We start from the raw sequence: 18,613 nt of genomic DNA, 5'->3' as shown, positions 1-18,613 counted from the left end.
ATGGAATAACCACGTTTCACCACAGGCATCTGCCTGTGGTTTTGTCGTTTGTAAAACAGGGTTGCTTATTTATGGAACAACACTCCAGCCTCAAGCGCGGCTTAAGTACGCGGCATATCCGTTTTATTGCGCTGGGCTCTGCCATTGGTACCGGGCTGTTCTATGGTTCGGCCAGCGCTATCCAGATGGCGGGCCCCAGTGTACTGCTGGCCTACCTGATAGGTGGTGTTTTTGCGTATATCATCATGCGTGCGTTGGGGGAGATGTCGGTCAACAACCCCCAAGCCAGCTCCTTTTCACGCTATGCCCGCGATTACCTCGGCCCGCTGGCGGGGTACATTACCGGCTGGACATACTGCTTTGAAATGCTGATTGTGGCGATTGCCGATGTCACCGCCTTTGGCATTTATATGGGTGTCTGGTTTCCTGCCGTGCCGCATTGGATCTGGGTGCTGAGTGTGGTGCTGATAATCGGCGCTATCAACCTGATGAATGTGAAAGTGTTTGGCGAGCTGGAGTTCTGGCTGTCGTTTTTTAAAGTGGCCACCATTGTGGTGATGATTGTCGCTGGTGTCGGCATCATTATCTGGGGGATTGGCAACGGCGGCGAGCCTACCGGTATTCATAATTTATGGACTCACGGCGGCTTTTTCAGTAACGGCGTGATGGGGATGGTGCTGTCGCTACAGATGGTGATGTTTGCTTACGGCGGTGTGGAGATTATCGGCATTACCGCAGGCGAAGCCAAAGAACCGCATAAATCGATTCCGCGTGCGATCAATTCGGTGCCGTGGCGCATTTTGGTGTTTTATGTCGGCACGCTGTTTGTGATTATGTCCATCTACCCGTGGGATCAGGTGGGGACTAACGGTAGCCCGTTTGTGCTGACTTTTCAGCATATGGGCATTACTGCGGCTGCGGGCATCCTGAATTTTGTGGTGATCACCGCCTCACTGTCGGCTATCAACAGCGATGTGTTTGGCGTTGGCCGAATGCTGCACGGCATGGCGGAACAAGGACATGCCCCTAAAATTTTCAGCCGTCTTTCAGCGCGAGGAACGCCGTGGGTGACGGTGGTGGTAATGGTGTTGGCCTTGCTGGTGGCGGTATACCTGAATTACGTGATGCCAGAGAATGTCTTTCTGGTTATCGCGTCACTGGCAACGTTCGCCACGGTGTGGGTATGGATAATGATTCTGTGTTCACAAATCGCCTTTCGCCGCAAGCTAGGCCGTGAACAAGCTAAAACACTGGCATTTCCTCTGCCAGGCGGCGTGATAACTGCCGTGATCGGGATTGTGTTTTTGCTGTTTATCATCGGCCTGATTGGCTACTTCCCCGATACCCGGGTGGCGCTGTATGCCGGAGCAGGTTGGATAGTGTTGCTGCTTATCAGCTATGCGTTGCGGCGTCAGCGCGCATAACCTGAGATGCACTGATATTGACTGACGGTGTTGTCATGCCGTCAGCGATAAAAAAGCCAGTGGTGAGAGCCACTGGCTTTTTGTTACACCTCAAACCCTTACAGGTTATTAGCGTTTTCTTTCAGGTATTTGGCTACGCCATCAGGAGACGCACCCATACCGGCTTTGCCTTTTTCCCATTGTGCCGGGCAGACATCGCCATGTTCTTCGTGGAATTGCAGTGCATCTACCATACGCAGCATTTCGTCGATGTTACGTCCCAGCGGCAGATCGTTCACAACCTGATGACGCACGACACCGTTTTTATCGATCAGGAAAGAGCCGCGCAGCGCAACACCGGCATCCGGGTGTTCGATGCCATAGGCTTGCTGAATTTCACGCTTGATGTCTGCGACCATCGCGTACTTTACTTCACCGATACCGCCTTGTTCGATAGGCGTTTTACGCCAGGCGTTATGCACGAACTCAGAGTCAAATGACACACCGACCACTTCAACGCCACGTTTTTGGAACTCTTCATAGCGGTGATCAAAGGCAATCAGCTCTGACGGACACACGAAGGTGAAATCCATCGGCCAGAAGAAGATCACGGCCGGTTTACCGTTGATGTGCTTTTTCAGATTAAAGTTTTCAACGATTTCCCCGCTTCCCAGTACGGCAGCGGCGGTGAAGTCAGGGGCAGGACGAGTTACCAGGACCATAATTACTCCTGTTATAGAACGGTTAATGAAGAAAGGATAGGTAATAAACGCCGTAAGTATAGGTACTGCCTGCCAGTGAATAAAGTGAAAGCGACCAATCAATAAGATAGCTTTTGTCTATCGAATCAATTGATGATTCTTTTCATTGGCGGGCAAACCCTCAGGCAGACAAGGTGTCGACGGGCAATGTCTCCACGTTGTTTACGGTGTTGATTCAGCCGGGCCAGCAAGCTGGCCTGTTTTTGCCTGATGCATCATTCGAGGATAGAACTGCCAGAATAATGTTTCAAATTGAAGATAACCGCGCTCAATGTCGCTAAATGAGCCAGACAGCGCCGCCAGTTTCGGGCGACGAAGTGACATACGATGCAGTACATCGCCAATAAAAGCCAGCTCGGCATAGCGTTCCAGCCAGCGCTCGGCCCATAGATACTCGGTGAGATGGCGAAAGCGCTCCGGGGTTTGTGGCAGATGCGGTGTAATGTGGTGCTGCACGTTAGCAACAAAATGGTGCAGTTCGATAGCGGGTTCGAGTTTCGCCCAGTGCCGGGCCAGAAAGTGATCCCACAGCACATCAAGCGCTATTGGGGCAACACGACGATAGGGCGGGCTAAAATCACGACAGGCGGTGCGAACTTCCGGCAGGCTATCGGTGAGCACATCGATACGCCGATGTAATCGAATACCGGCGACAATTTCCGTGGAGTAAAGCCCTTCAGGGTTGCCGCGCACGAAATCCGCCATCAGGTTGCCGGTTAACGAGCTTTGCGCCAGCGTGGCGAGATGCAGGTGGGCAAGAAAATTCATGGCAAGCGGCTGTTCCTGTTGAGGCTAACGATGATGACGCATCAGGCCAGTATAATCCTGTTGTCACATACTGTGTCACTATTTGCCAGATACCCGCTTGCCAGATATCTGGATTGAGGAAATGGAAGGCGGCTCCCAGCCATTCACGCTCGTGCCGCTTATTTCTTGCAGCCTGCTCCGGTGGGCTCTAGACTAAGCCGCCTATTTTGTCTCATATGCCAAAAATTAAGTGAATTGTCATGCGTGTTTCCGATTTTTCGTTTGAATTGCCTGAATCTTTAATTGCCCGCTATCCGCAGGCAACGCGCAGCGGCTGCCGCTTGTTGTCGTTGGATGGGCCAACCGGAGCGGTCTCACACGGTGTGTTCACTGACCTGCTCGATAAGCTACAGCCCGGCGATTTACTGGTTTTTAATAATACCCGGGTGATACCGGCGCGGCTGTTTGGTCGCAAAGTCAGCGGTGGCAGACTTGAGGTGTTGGTCGAAAGAATGCTTGATGAGCAGCGTGTACTGGCGCACGTTCGCGCCTCAAAAGCCCCCAAACCGGGTACTGAACTGCTGCTGGGTGAAGATGAGAGTGTTAAAGCCACGATGCTGGCGCGCCATGACGCATTATTTGAAATTCGTTTTGATGATGCGCGCGATGTGTTGACCATCCTCAATGACATCGGGCATATGCCGCTGCCACCCTATATTGACCGTCCGGATGAAGCCGCAGATCGCGAGTTATACCAGACCGTGTATGGCGAGCGCCCCGGTGCGGTGGCGGCTCCCACGGCAGGCCTGCATTTTGATGAGCCTTTGCTGGCAGCCCTGAAAGAAAAAGGCATACAGATGGCGTTTGTGACGCTGCATGTCGGAGCCGGTACCTTCCAGCCCGTCAGGGTGGAAACGATTGAAGAGCATGTCATGCATGCCGAATACGCTGAAGTGCCGCCTGACGTGGTTGACGCGGTGCTGGCGTGCAAGGCGCGCGGTAATCGTGTGATTGCGGTGGGCACAACGTCGGTGCGTTCGCTGGAAAGCGCGGCTCAGGCCAGCCAGCAGGCGCTTATCGCACCGTTTTTTGGTGATACTCGTATCTTTATCTACCCCGGTTATCACTATCAGGTTGTGGATGCGCTGGTAACGAATTTTCATTTGCCAGAATCCACGCTGATTATGCTGGTTTCGGCGTTTGCCGGCTATCAGCACACCATGGCGGCTTATCATCAGGCTGTTGCAGCGCAGTACCGCTTTTTTAGCTATGGGGATGCGATGTTCATTACCCGTAACCCGGCTGCCGAACAAGAACAGATAGGCTAAGCCGGTATTTTCATACCGCAGGTGACACCTGTGGGTATTCAATGATGTCATCAGACTGTTTTTCTGATGCTGGAGGCTAAGTGAAGTACCAATTATTAAACACTCAGGGACGTGCGCGTCGTGGTCGTCTGGTTTTTGAACGAGGTGTGGTAGAAACGCCGGCTTTTATGCCGGTTGGAACATACGGCACCGTGAAAGGGATGACGCCAGAAGAAGTCAAAGAGACTGGCGCACAGATCATTTTGGGCAATACCTTTCACCTGTGGCTGCGTCCCGGTCAGGAGATCATGAAGCAGCATGGCGATCTGCATGGCTTTATGCAGTGGCATGGCCCTATCCTGACGGACTCTGGTGGTTTTCAGGTGTTTAGCCTGGGCGATATTCGCAAGATAACCGAAGAGGGCGTACATTTTCGCAACCCCATCAATGGCGATGCGATTTTTCTCAGTCCTGAAAAATCGATGGAAATTCAGTACGATCTCGGTTCTGATATCGTGATGATTTTCGATGAGTGTACGCCTTATCCCGCTGACTGGGACTACGCTAAACGCTCAATGGAGATGTCATTGCGCTGGGCAAAACGCAGCCGCCAGCGTTTTGACGAATTGGGCAATCCTAACGCGCTGTTCGGCATTATTCAGGGCAGTGTTTACGAAGATTTACGAGATGTGTCGGTAAAAGGGCTGGTGGACATCGGTTTTGATGGTTACGCTGTGGGCGGCCTTGCAGTCGGTGAACCTAAAGCGGATATGCATCGCATTTTGGAGCACGTTTGCCCGCAGCTACCCGCCGATAAACCCCGTTATCTGATGGGGGTGGGCAAACCGGAAGATCTGGTGGAAGGGGTACGCCGCGGCATCGATATGTTTGACTGCGTGATGCCAACCCGTAATGCCCGTAACGGTCATCTGTTCGTGACGGACGGTGTGGTGAAAATACGCAACGCCAAACATAAAGATGATACCGCGCCGCTGGATGCCGAGTGTGATTGTTACACTTGTCGCAATTACAGCCGTGCGTACTTGCATCATCTTGATCGTTGTAACGAAATACTGGGCGCGCGCCTCAATACCATCCACAACCTGCGCTATTATCAGCGCCTGATGGCCGGTTTACGTCAGGCCATCGAGGAAGGTAACTTAGAGCGCTTTGTGACCGAGTTTTATCAGCGCATCGGGAAGCCGGTTCCGCCGTTGGCCGACAAGGCGGCGGGAGATGACCATGAAGGTCATGTGCCGCAATAAGCACGTTGGCGTGGCATGAACGTTTTATAGATAACTGTTGTTTTGATAACTAAAGAGGACATTTAGATGAGTTTTTTCATTTCTGATGCTGTAGCAGCAACCGCAGGTGCTCCGGCTCAGGGAAGCCCGTACTCTCTGGTGATTATGCTGGCTGTGTTTGGTCTGATTTTCTATTTCATGATCCTGCGCCCGCAGCAAAAGCGTGCCAAAGAGCACAAAAAACTGATGGACTCCATCAGCAAAGGTGACGAGGTGTTGACCAACGGTGGTTTGGTTGGTCGCGTTGTCAAGGTGGCGGATAATGGATTTATCACCATCGCTCTGAACGAGACGAACGAAGTCGTTATCAAACGTGACTACGTGACGTCTGTACTGCCGAAGGGTACCATGAAGGCCCTGTAATCTTTCGACTTTCCCGAAGGGAACTATCGTGTTAAACCGTTATCCTCTTTGGAAGTACCTGATGCTGGTCGTGACAATTGTCATTGGCTTGCTCTATGCACTTCCTAACCTCTATGGTGAGGATCCGGCCATTCAGGTCACTGGCGCGCGCGGAACCGCCGCCAGTGAATCTACGCTGGTCCAGATCCAGAATGTGTTAAAAGAACAAAATATCGTCAGCAAATCCATCGTACTGGAGAATGGTGCCATTCTTGCGCGCTTTAGTACGCCAGATGTGCAGCTCCGTGCGCGTGAAGTGCTGCTAAGCGGGCTGGGCGAAAAATTTGTTGTGGCGCTCAACCTTGCTCCAGCTACGCCCAACTGGCTGCGCAGGCTGGGGGCGGAACCGATGAAACTGGGTCTTGACCTGCGTGGTGGTGTGCATTTCCTGATGGAAGTGGACATGGACACGGCTCTTGGCAAACTGCAAGAGCAGACAATGGATTCGCTGCGTAGTGATTTGCGTGAAAAAGACATCAAGTATGCTTCTGTGCGCAAGTCAGACAATTATGGCGTGGAGATTCTTTTCCGCGATGCCCAGCTTCGTGATGAAGCCAGCAGTTATTTGACGCCGCGTCACCGCGATTTGGTTATCAGCGCGAATGGTAGCGATGCGCTGCGGGCTGTCATGAGTGATGCCCGCCTGCGTGAAGCCCGTGAATACGCGGTACAGCAGAATATCAACATTCTGCGTAACCGTGTTAACCAGCTCGGTGTGGCTGAACCACTGGTGCAGCGTCAGGGGGCTGACCGTATTGTCGTCGAGCTGCCTGGTATCCAGGATACCGCGCGCGCCAAGGAAATTCTGGGGGCGACAGCGACACTGGAATTCCGTCTGGTGAATAGTAATGTTGATCCGGTTGCGCTGGCCAACGGCCGTGTACCCGGCGATACCGAAGTGATGAATATGCGTGATAGCGGGCCGGTTGCGCTCTACAAGCGCGTCATTCTCACCGGCGATCACATTACTGATTCCACCTCCGGTAATGACGAATACAACCGCCCGCAGGTTAATATTTCGCTTGATAGCGCTGGCGGCAACATGATGTCCAATTTCACCAAGGACAACATCGGTAAGCCGATGGCGACCCTGTTTGTGGAATACAAGGACAGCGGTAAGAAAGATGCCAATGGCCGTGCGGTTCTGGAAAAACAGGAAGAGGTGATTAACGTTGCCACGATTCAGTCCCGGCTGGGCAACAGCTTCCGTATTACCGGTATCAATAACCCGAATGAAGCCCGTCAACTGTCGCTGCTGCTGCGGGCCGGTGCGCTGATAGCACCGATTCAAATCGTTGAAGAGCGAACCATTGGCCCAACGCTTGGCATGCAGAACATCACTCAGGGGCTGGAAGCGTGTCTGGCGGGTCTGGCGGTATCTATCCTGTTTATGATCTTCTTCTACAAGAAGTTCGGCATGATTGCGACCTCCGCGTTGTTGTTAAACCTGGTGTTGGTGGTCGGCGTAATGTCGCTGTTGCCAGGCGCGACGCTGACCATGCCGGGGATTGCGGGTATTGTGCTGACGCTGGCGGTAGCGGTAGACGCTAACGTGCTTATCAACGAGCGTATTAAAGAAGAACTCAGCAACGGACGTAGCGTTCAGCAGGCGATTGATGAAGGTTACAGAGGCGCGTTCAGCTCCATCTTCGATGCCAACGTCACGACGCTGATTAAGGTCATTATCCTGTATGCCGTCGGTACAGGGTCTATCAAAGGATTTGCGATTACGACCGGTATTGGTGTGGCAACATCGATGTTTACCGCGATCGTGGGAACCCGTGCCATCGTCAACCTGCTGTACGGCGGCAAGCGCATTAAAAAGCTGTCTATCTGAGGAGTGCGTTGTGGCACAGGAATATACTGTTGAACAATTAAACTACGGCCGTAAAGTCTATGACTTTATGCGCTGGGATTACTGGGCTTTCGGTCTTTCTGGCCTGTTGCTGCTGCTGTCTATCGCCGTGATGGGCGTTCGCGGTTTCAACTGGGGGCTGGATTTTACCGGCGGTACGGTTATCGAGATTTCGCTGGAGAAATCGGCCGATCTGGAGCAGATGCGTGAAGCGTTGCAGAAAGCGGGTTTTGCCGACCCACTGGTGCAAAACTTCGGCAGCAGCCGCGACATCATGGTGCGTATGCCGCCTGCTCACGATGAGGTTGGCGGTCAGGCCTTGGGGAGTAAGGTTGTCAGCGTGATTAACGAATCAACCAGCCAGAATGCAGCGGTTAAGCGCATTGAGTTTGTCGGGCCGAGCGTTGGTGCGGATTTGGCACAAAACGGTGCGATGGCACTCATGGCTGCGTTAATCTGTATTTTGGTTTACGTTGGTTTTCGTTTTGAATGGCGTCTGGCTGCCGGGGTAGTTATCGCACTGGCTCATGATGTGCTCATCACGATGGGCGTATTATCGCTGTTCCGCATTGAAATTGACCTGACTACGGTTGCGTCGCTCATGTCGGTAATTGGCTATTCACTTAACGACAGTATCGTGGTGTCTGACCGTATTCGTGAGAATTTTCGTAAAATTCGCCGCGGCACCCCTTACGAAATATTCAACGTGTCGTTGACCCAAACATTGCACCGTACCTTAATCACGTCAGGAACAACCCTGGTGGTGATTCTGATGCTGTATCTGTTCGGTGGCGCGATGTTACAGGGGTTCTCGTTGACGATGCTCATCGGTGTGACCATCGGTACGGTATCCTCTATCTATGTTGCCTCTGCGTTGGCGCTCAAGTTAGGCATGAAGCGCGAACACATGCTGGTGCAGAAAGTAGAAAAAGAAGGTGCAGATCAACCGTCGTTACTGCCGTAACCTTGCTTTTCACCCAACGTCTGTATGAGTTAAAAACCCTGCGCTCGCGCAGGGTTTTTTTGTCTGGAGAGCGGGGTATACCAAAGGGCCGGAGCAAGAGCCGTTAAAGCCACACCACCTGGCTGGTCGATCAGCGCTCGGCCGTGGCCTGCACATCGTGTAGCCTGACAAACCCCAGTTGCTCTGGTGTCAGGTTGGCAAGCCTGACCTCAATCGTCACTTGCGAGGCTGGCGGTTGTGGCAAAGGAAATGCTAACGCCTGGGTTTGTATGTCACCGGTTAATGGCTTGCCGCTGACCGGGTCGAGCGGCCCCCAGTCTAGCCGGGCCTGAAAGGCGGGCAGCGCCAGTGTGTTCATGGTGCGGATAGTCAGCAAGGCGCGGGTGCCATTCGCTTCGGCTTCTATTTTGCTCAGTGAGATACTGAGGTGGCCGAGGCTGCTGTCGAGCAATGCGCGGTTTTGCGCCGCAGGCAGCAGATAAACGCCGGAGATTGAGCTGGCATTTAAGCTGTTTTGCTGCTCCAGCGCCACCGCGCGATCGGCCAGCGAATGCAATTGATGGTTAATCTGGCCCAGTTCATTTTGCACCCGGTTTGCCTGAGGTTGTGCGCACCCGGTGAGTAATATCAAGGCCGATAGCATGGGCATGAGTCGGCGGTGAAAAATCATAGGCGGTTTCTCCCTGACCCGCGTTGGGTCATCAACGATTCCGGTTTGCATTGCTGTCCCTTTGCGTTCCTCAATCCACGTACTGCATCTCAAGCGGTGTGAAAAGGGCCTCCTGACCGAACAGGGGCATTCGTTGCCCGATGATGCAGAAAAGCGATGCCTGATGTTATCTATAGTGACGTAAACAGGCAGAAAAGAATAAGCAGAAGAGGCTGAATCAGCAGAAAAACACCGATGCAGTCGCAAAAATGGATGGTATTGATAACATCATTGTCTCCTGTCACGGTAAACGAGAGCATTTGGCGCTGTCTGCCCTGCCATTCATTGACTGTAAACCCTCCACAGGTGATGACAAAACCCTGAGTTGCCGGAATTTGGGTTATACAGAGAATTCGGGGTAAACTAGCGGCAATTTGCAACGCAATAGTCTGGATGGTTTATGCATTGTCCTTTTTGTGCCGCAGTGGATACCAAAGTGATCGACTCTCGTCTGGTGGGGGAAGGAACGCAAGTTCGCCGACGTCGCCAGTGTCTGGTGTGCAATGAGCGTTTTACTACCTTTGAAGTTGCTGAACTGGTGATGCCGCGTGTTATCAAGAGTCATGATGTTCGCGAGCCGTTTAACGAAGATAAACTGCGCAGTGGCATGTTGAAGGCGCTGGAAAAGCGGCCAGTCAGTTCTGATGATGTAGAAACCGCCATCACCCACATCAAGTCTCAGTTGCGGGCCACCGGAGAGCGAGAGGTTACGGCCAAAATGGTCGGTAATTTAGTGATGGATGCGCTGAAAAAGCTCGATAAGGTGGCTTACATTCGTTTTGCCTCGGTCTACCGTAGCTTTGAGGATGTGCGAGAGTTTGGTGAAGAGATTGCCCGCTTGCAGGATTGATAGTCTTGCAGGGTCAGTGTGTGCTGAGGTGTTGCAGCGCTCATCCCTGATGATTCTTAACTCCATAATAGGTACAGGATGACAATAAAGTCTGATGAATTTTATATGGCTCGTGCGCTGGAGCTGGCTCGCCGTGGGTGTTTCACGACAACACCAAACCCGAATGTAGGGTGTGTGATTGTTCATGACGGGGAGATTGTCGGGGAGGGGTATCACCAGAAGGCCGGAGAACCGCATGCTGAAGTGCACGCTTTGCGAATGGCCGGTGAGCGCGCGCGCGGGCAAACAGCCTACGTGACGCTGGAGCCGTGCAGCCATCACGGACGTACTCCACCTTGTGCCGATGCATTGATAGCCGCCGGTATCACCCGAGTGGTCGCTGCCATGCAAGACCCAAACCCGCAGGTAGCCGGACGTGGATTACATCGTTTGCAACAGGCCGGCATTGAGGTGCATCACGGCGTGTTGATGACACAGGCAGAACTCGTCAACCGGGGTTTCCTTAAACGCATGCGTACCGGTTTTCCCTATGTGCAGCTTAAACTGGGTGCATCGCTTGATGGCCGCACGGCGATGGCCTCTGGCGAAAGCCAGTGGATAACCTCTCCCCAGGCTCGTCAGGACGTGCAGCGTTTTCGCGCACAGAGTTCCGCCATTCTGACGAGCAGTGCTACCGTGCTGGCCGACGATCCCTCGCTGACGGTTCGCTGGGACGAGCTTGATGAGCAAACGCGCCAGCTCTACCCGGAAAGCGCCTTGCGCCAGCCGGTGCGCGTCGTTGTGGATAGTCAGTGTCGTGTCGGGCCACAGCATCGGCTGGTGAATCTGCCGGGGCAAACCTGGCTGGCACGGCCGCAGCAGGATGACCTGAGCTGGCCTGAGGGTGTGGAACAGTTGGGTGTACCACTGCATGGCGGTGGCGTGGATTTGGTGGCGTTGATGATGGTGCTGGGTAAACGTCAAATCAATTCCGTCTGGGTCGAGGCTGGCCCGCGTCTGGCTGGTGCCTTACTACAGGCAGGGGTAGTCGATGAGCTTATCGTTTATCTCGCACCGACGTTATTGGGTGAGTCAGCCCGGCCGTTGTGCGTATTGCCGGGGGTAGAGCGTTTGTCACAGGCACCGTCGTTCACGATTGCCGATGTGCGTCAGGTCGGCCCGGATGTGCGTTTAACGATGACGCCGCAGTAACCTTGTGCCAGCACTGCACACAGAGATGTGCTGCACGCGCTTAAGACATGAACCGAACGAATCGCGGTTATCGGGCCAAAAGCGGATACGCGTGTAGAAGAATATGATAGAATCCGCCCCCCTGCGGGGTCGTAAAACAATCAAAGGAAAGCTATGAACATTATTGAAGGTGTTGTTGCCGCTCCGAATGCCCGTGTGGCGATTGCTATTGCCCGTTTCAATCACTTCATCAACGATAGCCTGCTGGAAGGCGCACTGGATGCGTTAAAGCGCATTGGCCAGGTGAAAGAAGAAAATATCACCGTGGTATGGGTGCCGGGCGCTTATGAGCTGCCGCTGACGGCGCGCACGTTGGCTAACAGCCAGAAATATGATGCTGTGATTGCGCTGGGCACCGTTATCCGGGGTGGTACAGCCCATTTTGAATTTGTTGCCGGTGAATGCAGCTCCGGCTTGTCTCATGTCGCGATGAACAGCGATATTCCTGTCGCGTTTGGTGTTCTGACGACAGAAAGCATTGAGCAGGCCATTGAGCGCGCCGGTACGAAAGCGGGGAATAAAGGGGCGGAAGCCGCTCTGACCGCGCTTGAAATGATCAACGTATTACACTCAATCAAGTCAGCCTGATTTATTTAGTAAGGGGTATTCCGTGAAACCTGCTGCTCGTCGCCGCGCTCGTGAATGTGCGGTTCAAGCGCTTTATTCCTGGCAGTTATCTAAAAACGATATTGCCGATGTTGAACTCCAGTTCCTGAGCGAGCAGGATGTCAAAGGCGTGGACATCGCTTATTTCCGTGAGCTGCTGGCAGGTGTTGCCATTCAGGCGGAAAAGCTGGATGCCCAGATGGCACCTTATCTGTCTCGTCAGTTGGATGAACTGGGGCAGGTTGAGAAAGCCATCCTGCGTCTGGCGGTGTATGAGCTTGGCAAGCGCGAGGATGTGCCATACAAGGTGGCCATTAACGAGGCGATTGAACTGGCCAAGATATTCGGTGCTGAAGACAGCCACAAGTTTGTTAACGGGGTTCTGGATAAAGCCGGACCCCATCTGCGGCCGGGTAAAAGATAAGTCAGTCAGGGCCGGTTTTACCGGCCTTGGTTTTTTTAGCCACGCATTTCTGGACATATTATGGCTCAAGGTGAGTTTGATGTGATTGCCCGTTATTTCAACCGAGCGGGGCATTCACGGCGGGATGTCGAGCTGGGTATTGGCGATGACTGTGCTCTGCTCACCCTTGCAGATAAACAATGGCTGGCGGTCAGCACGGATACACTGGTGTCGGGCGTGCATTTTTTGCCAGATATCGATCCTGCTTCTCTGGCTTATAAGTCTCTGGCGGTGAATTTAAGCGATTTGGCGGCGATGGGGGCCGATCCGGCATTTGTCTCGCTGGCGCTGACGTTACCCCATGTCGATGCCGATTGGCTGGCAGCATACAGCGACAGTTTATTTGAACAGCTTGACTACTACGGTATGCAGTTGATCGGCGGCGATACAACCCGTGGGCCACTGAGTCTGACGCTGACCATCCAGGGGTTGGTGCCTGCTGGGCGTGCGCTAAAACGCAGCGGTGCCCGTATTGGTGACTGGATTTATGTTACCGGTACGCTTGGTGACAGCGCTGCCGGGCTGGCTGTATTGCAGGATGGTTTGGCGGTGTCAAACGATGACGACCGTCACTTTTTGCTGCAACGCCATTTGCGGCCTCAGCCGCGAATACTGTACGGTCAGGCATTGCGCGATTTGGCCAGCGCTGCTATCGATCTCTCCGATGGTTTGGCCTCTGATCTTGGGCATATCCTCAAAGCCAGCGACTGCGGCGCACGCGTTAATCTCGATGCATTACCCTACTCGGATGCCTTGCTGCGCCACAGTTCAGAGGCGCAACGTATGCAATGGGCGCTCGGCGGTGGCGAAGATTATGAGTTGTGCTTTACCGTACCGGAGATTAACCGGGGGGCGCTGGAAGTGGCAATTGGCCATTTGGGCGCGAGTTACCATTGTATCGGTCAGATAGCTCCCGCAGGTGAGGGACTGGCGTTTTTCTTGAAGGGTCAGCCGATGACTATCCATGTGAAAGGATTTGACCATTTTAGGGCGTAACATTTTGGGTCAGAACCATCATGATGGGGTTGCTGGTTGTCTGGCGTGCCGCCTGTGAATGCATAACCCCTGACACCTGATGGCGAGCGGCTTTGACGCTAACCCAGCCCCGCAGGGGAGTCGTTTTTCTGACGTATATTCTGTGCAATAAAAAACCGGGAAATCCCGGTTTTTTTGTCTGCAAGTCTACGCGCTTTACGCCAGCCAGTCGAGGATCCGCTGTTCAATACCGGCGGCATCCAGCGCCAGGTCGGCACGAATTTCGGCCTGCGTACCCTGAGGAATGAATTCATCAGGCAACCCGAGGTTGAGTACTGGCACACGCAGGCGTTTTGCCATGACATATTCATTCACGCCGCTGCCCGCACCGCCCATAATCGCGTTTTCTTCCAACGTGATAAATGCGTCATGGTTGGTGGCCAGTGAGTCCAGCAAGGCTTCATCGAGCGGTTTGACAAAGCGCATGTCAACCAGGGTTGCCTGTAATGCTTCAGCCGCTTGCCGGGCTTCTGGCAGTAACGTGCCAAAGTTAAGGATAGCGATTTTCTCCCCGTGACGTTTTATCACACCTTTACCCAGTGGCAGAATGTCCAGAGGTGTCAGTGGTACGCCGGTCACGTTGCCGCGCGGATAGCGTACGGCACAAGGCCCGGAGCGGTGGTGATAGCCGGTGTGCAGCATCAGGCGACACTCATTCTCATCGCTTGGTGTCATGATGACCATGCCGGGAATACAGCGCAGAAATGACAGGTCAAACGCGCCCTGATGCGTTTGGCCATCCGCACCGACAATGCCGCCGCGATCGATAGCAAACAGCACTGGCAGATTTTGAATGGCAACATCATGAATCACCTGATCGTAGGCGCGTTGCAAAAACGTAGAGTAAATGGCAACCACCGGGTGATATCCGCCAATGGCAAGCCCGGCGGCAAATGTCACCGCGTGTTGCTCGGCGATTGCTACATCAAAATATTGCTGAGGATACTGACGCGAAAACGCCACCATGCCAGAGCCTTCGCGCATCGCCGGAGTGATTGCCATCAGTTTTGGGTCATCCGCTGCGGTTTGTGATAACCACTGACCGAAAATAGCCGAGTAGGTGGGTTGTGCCTCTTTGCTTTTCGGTAGCGTGCCGCTGGCCGGGTCAAATTTCGGTACTGCATGCCAGCTTATCGGGTCTTGTTCGGCAGGGGCGTAGCCTTTGCCTTTCTTGGTCATAATGTGCAGCAACTGCGGGCCTTTCAGGCTACGCATGTTTTTCAGCGTTTGCGCCAGGGCTTGCACATCATGCCCATCAACCGGGCCGATATAATTAAAGCCAAGTTCTTCAAACAGTGTGCCGGGTACGACCATGCCTTTAAGGTGTTCTTCGGTGCGTTTCACCAGCTCTTTTATTGGCGGCAGGCCGGACAGCACCTTTTTGCCGCCTTCACGCAAGGTGGAATAGAGTTTGCCGGAAAGCAACTGTGCCAGGTGGTTATTCAGCGCTCCGACATTCTCTGAAATCGACATCTCATTGTCATTGAGTATGACCAGCATGTCCGGTTTGATGTCACCGGCATGGTTCATCGCTTCAAAAGCCATGCCAGCGGTAATCGCGCCGTCGCCAATCACACATACGGTGCGACGCCCTTTGCCTTCTCTTTCGGCGGCAACGGCCATACCGATACCGGCGCTGATAGACGTGGAAGAGTGACCCACGCTTAACACGTCATATTCACTTTCGCCACGCCACGGAAAAGGGTGCAATCCCCCTTTCTGACGAATGGTGGCAATACGATCGCGCCGCCCGGTCAGGATTTTATGAGGATAAGCCTGATGGCCGACATCCCATACCAGATGATCAAACGGCGTGTTGTAAACGTAATGCAGAGCCACGGTCAGCTCGACCGTACCCAGACCTGAGGCAAAATGCCCGCTTGAACGGCTGACGCTGTCCAACAGATATTGCCGCAGTTCATCACACAATTTGGGCAGACTGTCCCTTGGCAGCAGGCGCAGTTCCTCGGGGTTATCCACCAGCGCCAGCGTGGGGTATTTCGCTATATCAAAGGTCATCGCATACTCATCAGGCGGTATTTTGTATGAAAATTATTTATCGCGTTCAACGACATAGTCAGCCAGAGCCCGCAGCGGAGTCAGCGCTGCCGGGTGGTCCAGCCTCTCTTCCAGTTCATTCAGTGCCGCAAGTGCGTCATCGCGCAACTCCCGGGCTTTGGTTTGTGCCTGTTCAAGCCCCAGCAGCGCCGGGTAGGTGCTTTTACCGAGTTGCTGGTCAGCGCCCTGACGTTTACCGGTTGTCGCGCTATCACCGACCACATCAAGAATGTCATCCTGCACCTGAAATGCCAGGCCGATGGCATTAGCATAGCTATCGAGATAAGGCAGCGCCTGTCGGCCGCGCTCACCACCAGCCAGCGCTCCGAGCCGCACGGCTGCACGGATAAGCGCACCGGTTTTGTGGCGGTGGATACGCTCAAGCGCAGCGAGATCAACCAGATGCCCTTCGGCTTCCAGATCCAGCGCCTGACCACCACACATACCGGCAACACCGCTGGCTTGTGCCAGTTCGGAAATCATCGCCAGCCTGTCACGGTCACTGACCGCAGGCATGGGCGCATCCGCCAGAATGGAGAATGCCAGCGTTTGCAATGCATCCCCCGCCAGTACGGCTTTGTCTTCACCAAAACGGATGTGGCAGGTTGGCTGGCCGCGCCGCAAATCATCATTATCCATCGCCGGTAAATCATCGTGGATAAGCGAATAGGCGTGGATGCACTCGATGGCCGCAGCAGGCGCATCCAGGCTGTCTGGTGCGATGTCAAACAGGCGTCCAGTGGTGTAAACCAGAAAGGGCCGCAGTCGCTTACCGCCCAACAGCGCACCGTAGGATATCGCTTCCACCAACGCAGTGCCCTGAAACGGCAAGGCGGAAATGAAACGATCAAGCGCTGTGTTGATGCGCTGGTGGTGAGCGGTGAGCTGCTGTAAAAAATCTGTCATAACTACTCATTGTCCGGCGTAAAAGGGGCTAAGGCACTGTCAGGGTCGTCATTGAGTAAAATCTGTACACGTTGTTCTGCCTGCTGGAGCTTCATTTGTCCCTGACGTGCCAGTTGGACTCCCTGTTCAAAGGCGTTGAGCGCATCTTCCAGCGGCAGTTCACCGGATTCCAGACGCGATACAATCTGCTCAAGTTCGGTGAGCGAGTGTTCAAAGCTGGCAGGTTGTTCAGTTTTTTTCGGCATATGGGTGTTGAGATCCTGTTTATACGCGCCCGATGACGCTGATGCTACCGATTATTCTGGCGAAGGGCACAAGGTGCCGCTCTGAGAGTCCGTAATTATGCGCTTAATTCGCGCAGATTACCGCAATATGGTGGTATACTCCGCGCCCTGGATTTATCGGTAAACCATACAATGTGTGCAGGCTTACCGGTAACGTGACTTTAGCGCCCGGGCAACCACGACCACTTCGTGTGCCTGTGCTTTACGCCTTCAGAACCAACTAACGACAGCCGCCATGAAGTTTATCATTAAATTGTTCCCGGAAATCACCATCAAAAGCCAATCTGTGCGGTTGCGCTTTATAAAAATTCTTACCGGTAATATCCGTAACGTTTTAAAACACTATGACGAAACACTGGCGGTTGTCCGTCATTGGGATCATATCGAGGTTCGCGCCAAAGATGAAAATCAGCGTGAAGTGATTCGTGATGCGCTAACGCGTATTCCCGGTATTCATCATATTCTCGACGTAGAAGATTGCGCATATACCGATGTTCACCATATTTTTGAACAGGTGCTGGCCACCTACCGAACTCAAGTTGAAGGGAAGACCTTTTGCGTGCGGGTAAAACGTCGCGGCAAGCATGATTTCAGTTCGCAAGATGTGGAGCGTTATGTCGGTGGTGGCTTGAACCAGCATATCGAAAGTGCGCGAGTGAACCTCAGTGCGCCACAGGTCACGGTTCATCTGGAAATTGATCAAGACCGCTTGCTGTTAATTAAAGGGCGCTACGAAGGTATTGGCGGCTTCCCGATTGGGACGCAAGAAGATGTGCTGTCACTGATTTCTGGCGGGTTTGATTCCAGTGTATCCAGTTACATGCTGATGCGCCGCGGCTGCCGGGTACATTACTGTTTCTTCAATCTTGGCGGTGCTGCCCATGAGATTGGCGTGCGGCAAACGGCGCACTATCTGTGGAACCGCTTTGGCAGTTCACACCGGGTGCGCTTTGTCGCTATCGATTTTGAGCCCGTGGTGGGTGAAATTCTGGAAAAAGTCGATGACGGCCAGATGGGTGTGGTACTTAAGCGCATGATGGTGCGTGCGGCTTCGCGTATTGCCGAGCGCTACGGTGTAGAAGCGCTGGTGACGGGTGAAGCGTTAGGGCAGGTATCAAGCCAGACGCTGACCAATTTACGGCTGATTGATAACGCATCTGATACGCTGATTTTACGCCCGCTGATTTCTCACGATAAAGAACACATCATCCGTTTAGCCCGTGAGCTTGGTACGGAAGATTTTGCCAAAACCATGCCCGAATACTGTGGCGTGATTTCTAAAAGCCCGACGGTAAAAGCGGTGAAGGCTAAAATCGAGCATGAAGAGAGTCAGTTTGATTTTGCTATTCTCGACCGTGTTGTTGAGCAGGCGCGCAATATCGACATCCGTGAGATTGCTGAACAGACCAAACAGGATGTGGCAGAAGTTGAAACGGTTGGTGAATTTGTCGTCAGTGATGTGCTGCTTGATATCCGCTCACCCGATGAACAGGATGATCGCCCGTTGGTGATGGATGGTGTAGAGGTGAAATCTTTGCCGTTCTATAAGCTGAGTACCCAGTTTGGCGACCTCGACCAGAGCAAAACCTATCTGCTGTACTGTGAACGTGGGGTGATGAGCCGTTTGCAGGCGCTCTATCTGCACGAACAAGGTTTTAGTAACGTGAAGATCTATCGCCCCTAAGGCGAGCACATCATGATGTAAAAAAGCGCCGAAATCGGCGCTTTT

The 18,613-nt window shown here is 53.3% G+C and carries 18 protein-coding genes; 12 read left to right on the top strand and 6 right to left on the bottom strand.

Going from position 1 to position 18,613, the window contains the following annotated elements; all coding sequences use genetic code 11:
- Positions 1–71 precede the first annotated feature (71 nt).
- The gene (proY, locus tag DAQ1742_RS14745) at positions 72–1,424 is read left to right on the top strand and encodes a proline-specific permease ProY (RefSeq protein ID WP_035340470.1); all 1,353 of its coding nucleotides are present in this window, start codon (positions 72–74) and stop codon (positions 1,422–1,424) included.
- A gap of 98 nt (positions 1,425–1,522) precedes the next feature.
- On the opposite strand, the gene DAQ1742_RS14740 is transcribed toward proY, so the two are convergent.
- Positions 1,523–2,125, bottom strand: coding sequence for a peroxiredoxin C (locus tag DAQ1742_RS14740; RefSeq protein WP_035340472.1), 603 nt, complete (start codon positions 2,123–2,125; stop codon positions 1,523–1,525).
- Positions 2,126–2,326: 201 nt separating this feature from the next.
- Positions 2,327–2,932 (bottom strand): acyl carrier protein phosphodiesterase, encoded by a 606-nt coding sequence (locus tag DAQ1742_RS14735; protein ID WP_035340474.1) that lies wholly within the window; start codon positions 2,930–2,932, stop codon positions 2,327–2,329.
- A gap of 239 nt (positions 2,933–3,171) precedes the next feature.
- Between DAQ1742_RS14735 and queA the strand changes: the two genes are divergently transcribed.
- From queA to secF, 5 genes are all read left to right on the top strand, one after another.
- On the top strand, positions 3,172–4,239 hold the full coding sequence (queA, locus tag DAQ1742_RS14730) for a tRNA preQ1(34) S-adenosylmethionine ribosyltransferase-isomerase QueA (RefSeq protein WP_035340476.1): 1,068 nt from the start codon (positions 3,172–3,174) through the stop codon (positions 4,237–4,239).
- Between the two features lie 80 nt (positions 4,240–4,319).
- A complete protein-coding gene (tgt, locus tag DAQ1742_RS14725; RefSeq protein WP_035340478.1) occupies positions 4,320–5,483 on the top strand; it encodes a tRNA guanosine(34) transglycosylase Tgt in 1,164 nt (387 codons plus the stop codon).
- A 66-nt stretch (positions 5,484–5,549) separates the two neighbouring features.
- Positions 5,550–5,885, top strand: a complete 336-nt coding sequence (gene yajC, locus DAQ1742_RS14720) for a preprotein translocase subunit YajC (RefSeq protein ID WP_035340480.1) — start codon at positions 5,550–5,552, stop codon at positions 5,883–5,885.
- Between the two features lie 28 nt (positions 5,886–5,913).
- Positions 5,914–7,761: a protein translocase subunit SecD gene (secD, locus tag DAQ1742_RS14715; RefSeq protein WP_071604061.1), complete on the top strand. Its 1,848-nt coding sequence runs from the start codon at positions 5,914–5,916 to the stop codon at positions 7,759–7,761.
- A 10-nt stretch (positions 7,762–7,771) separates the two neighbouring features.
- On the top strand, positions 7,772–8,743 hold the full coding sequence (secF, locus tag DAQ1742_RS14710) for a protein translocase subunit SecF (RefSeq protein ID WP_035340484.1): 972 nt from the start codon (positions 7,772–7,774) through the stop codon (positions 8,741–8,743).
- Between the two features lie 130 nt (positions 8,744–8,873).
- Here secF and DAQ1742_RS14705 read toward each other — a convergent pair whose 3' ends face one another.
- On the bottom strand, positions 8,874–9,413 hold the full coding sequence (locus DAQ1742_RS14705; protein WP_035345800.1) for a SadB/YajI family lipoprotein: 540 nt from the start codon (positions 9,411–9,413) through the stop codon (positions 8,874–8,876).
- A 439-nt stretch (positions 9,414–9,852) separates the two neighbouring features.
- On the opposite strand from DAQ1742_RS14705, the gene nrdR reads away from it, so the two are divergent.
- From nrdR to thiL, 5 genes are all read left to right on the top strand, one after another.
- Positions 9,853–10,302 (top strand): transcriptional regulator NrdR, encoded by a 450-nt coding sequence (gene nrdR / locus DAQ1742_RS14700; RefSeq protein WP_035340486.1) that lies wholly within the window; start codon positions 9,853–9,855, stop codon positions 10,300–10,302.
- Positions 10,303–10,380: 78 nt separating this feature from the next.
- A complete protein-coding gene (gene ribD / locus DAQ1742_RS14695; RefSeq protein WP_180706164.1) occupies positions 10,381–11,493 on the top strand; it encodes a bifunctional diaminohydroxyphosphoribosylaminopyrimidine deaminase/5-amino-6-(5-phosphoribosylamino)uracil reductase RibD in 1,113 nt (370 codons plus the stop codon).
- Positions 11,494–11,646: 153 nt separating this feature from the next.
- A complete protein-coding gene (gene ribH / locus DAQ1742_RS14690) occupies positions 11,647–12,120 on the top strand; it encodes a 6,7-dimethyl-8-ribityllumazine synthase (RefSeq protein ID WP_035340490.1) in 474 nt (157 codons plus the stop codon).
- Between the two features lie 22 nt (positions 12,121–12,142).
- Positions 12,143–12,562, top strand: coding sequence for a transcription antitermination factor NusB (gene nusB, locus DAQ1742_RS14685; RefSeq protein WP_035340492.1), 420 nt, complete (start codon positions 12,143–12,145; stop codon positions 12,560–12,562).
- 60 nt (positions 12,563–12,622) lie between these two features.
- Positions 12,623–13,597, top strand: coding sequence for a thiamine-phosphate kinase (thiL, locus tag DAQ1742_RS14680; RefSeq protein WP_035340494.1), 975 nt, complete (start codon positions 12,623–12,625; stop codon positions 13,595–13,597).
- Between the two features lie 195 nt (positions 13,598–13,792).
- On the opposite strand, the gene dxs is transcribed toward thiL, so the two are convergent.
- From dxs to xseB, 3 genes are read right to left on the bottom strand one after another with little or no spacing between them, the layout of a single operon-like run.
- Positions 13,793–15,655, bottom strand: coding sequence for a 1-deoxy-D-xylulose-5-phosphate synthase (gene dxs / locus DAQ1742_RS14675; protein WP_035340497.1), 1,863 nt, complete (start codon positions 15,653–15,655; stop codon positions 13,793–13,795).
- 33 nt (positions 15,656–15,688) lie between these two features.
- Positions 15,689–16,600 carry a (2E,6E)-farnesyl diphosphate synthase gene (gene ispA, locus DAQ1742_RS14670; protein ID WP_035340499.1) on the bottom strand — a complete coding sequence of 304 codons (912 nt, stop codon included), beginning with the start codon at positions 16,598–16,600 and terminating at the stop codon, positions 15,689–15,691.
- Between the two features lie 2 nt (positions 16,601–16,602).
- Positions 16,603–16,845, bottom strand: coding sequence for an exodeoxyribonuclease VII small subunit (gene xseB, locus DAQ1742_RS14665; protein ID WP_035340501.1), 243 nt, complete (start codon positions 16,843–16,845; stop codon positions 16,603–16,605).
- A gap of 274 nt (positions 16,846–17,119) precedes the next feature.
- Here xseB and thiI point away from each other — a divergent pair, with 274 nt between their 5' ends.
- Positions 17,120–18,568, top strand: a complete 1,449-nt coding sequence (gene thiI, locus DAQ1742_RS14660) for a tRNA uracil 4-sulfurtransferase ThiI (protein WP_035340503.1) — start codon at positions 17,120–17,122, stop codon at positions 18,566–18,568.
- Positions 18,569–18,613 lie beyond the last annotated feature (45 nt).

Source organism: Dickeya aquatica (assembly GCF_900095885.1).
GTDB classification, from domain to species: Bacteria; Pseudomonadota; Gammaproteobacteria; order Enterobacterales; family Enterobacteriaceae; genus Dickeya; species Dickeya aquatica.
The sequence above is the reverse complement of the archived record's forward strand: the minus strand, read 5'-3'. Positions and strand labels throughout refer to the sequence as shown.

Bases quoted from the DNA above. Each gene is read 5' to 3' on its own strand.
- dxs (WP_035340497.1), bottom strand. From the start codon at position 15,655: ATGACCTTTGATATAGCGAAATACCCCACGCTGGCGCTGGTGGATAAC.
- queA (WP_035340476.1), top strand. From the start codon at position 3,172: ATGCGTGTTTCCGATTTTTCGTTTGAATTGCCTGAATCTTTAATTGCC.
- yajC (WP_035340480.1), top strand. From the start codon at position 5,550: ATGAGTTTTTTCATTTCTGATGCTGTAGCAGCAACCGCAGGTGCTCCG.
- thiL (WP_035340494.1), top strand. From the start codon at position 12,623: ATGGCTCAAGGTGAGTTTGATGTGATTGCCCGTTATTTCAACCGAGCG.
- DAQ1742_RS14705 (WP_035345800.1), bottom strand. From the start codon at position 9,413: ATGATTTTTCACCGCCGACTCATGCCCATGCTATCGGCCTTGATATTA.
- nrdR (WP_035340486.1), top strand. From the start codon at position 9,853: ATGCATTGTCCTTTTTGTGCCGCAGTGGATACCAAAGTGATCGACTCT.
- DAQ1742_RS14735 (WP_035340474.1), bottom strand. From the start codon at position 2,932: ATGAATTTTCTTGCCCACCTGCATCTCGCCACGCTGGCGCAAAGCTCG.
- proY (WP_035340470.1), top strand. From the start codon at position 72: ATGGAACAACACTCCAGCCTCAAGCGCGGCTTAAGTACGCGGCATATC.
- xseB (WP_035340501.1), bottom strand. From the start codon at position 16,845: ATGCCGAAAAAAACTGAACAACCTGCCAGCTTTGAACACTCGCTCACC.
- ribH (WP_035340490.1), top strand. From the start codon at position 11,647: ATGAACATTATTGAAGGTGTTGTTGCCGCTCCGAATGCCCGTGTGGCG.
- DAQ1742_RS14740 (WP_035340472.1), bottom strand. From the start codon at position 2,125: ATGGTCCTGGTAACTCGTCCTGCCCCTGACTTCACCGCCGCTGCCGTA.
- ribD (WP_180706164.1), top strand. From the start codon at position 10,381: ATGACAATAAAGTCTGATGAATTTTATATGGCTCGTGCGCTGGAGCTG.
- ispA (WP_035340499.1), bottom strand. From the start codon at position 16,600: ATGACAGATTTTTTACAGCAGCTCACCGCTCACCACCAGCGCATCAAC.
- thiI (WP_035340503.1), top strand. From the start codon at position 17,120: ATGAAGTTTATCATTAAATTGTTCCCGGAAATCACCATCAAAAGCCAA.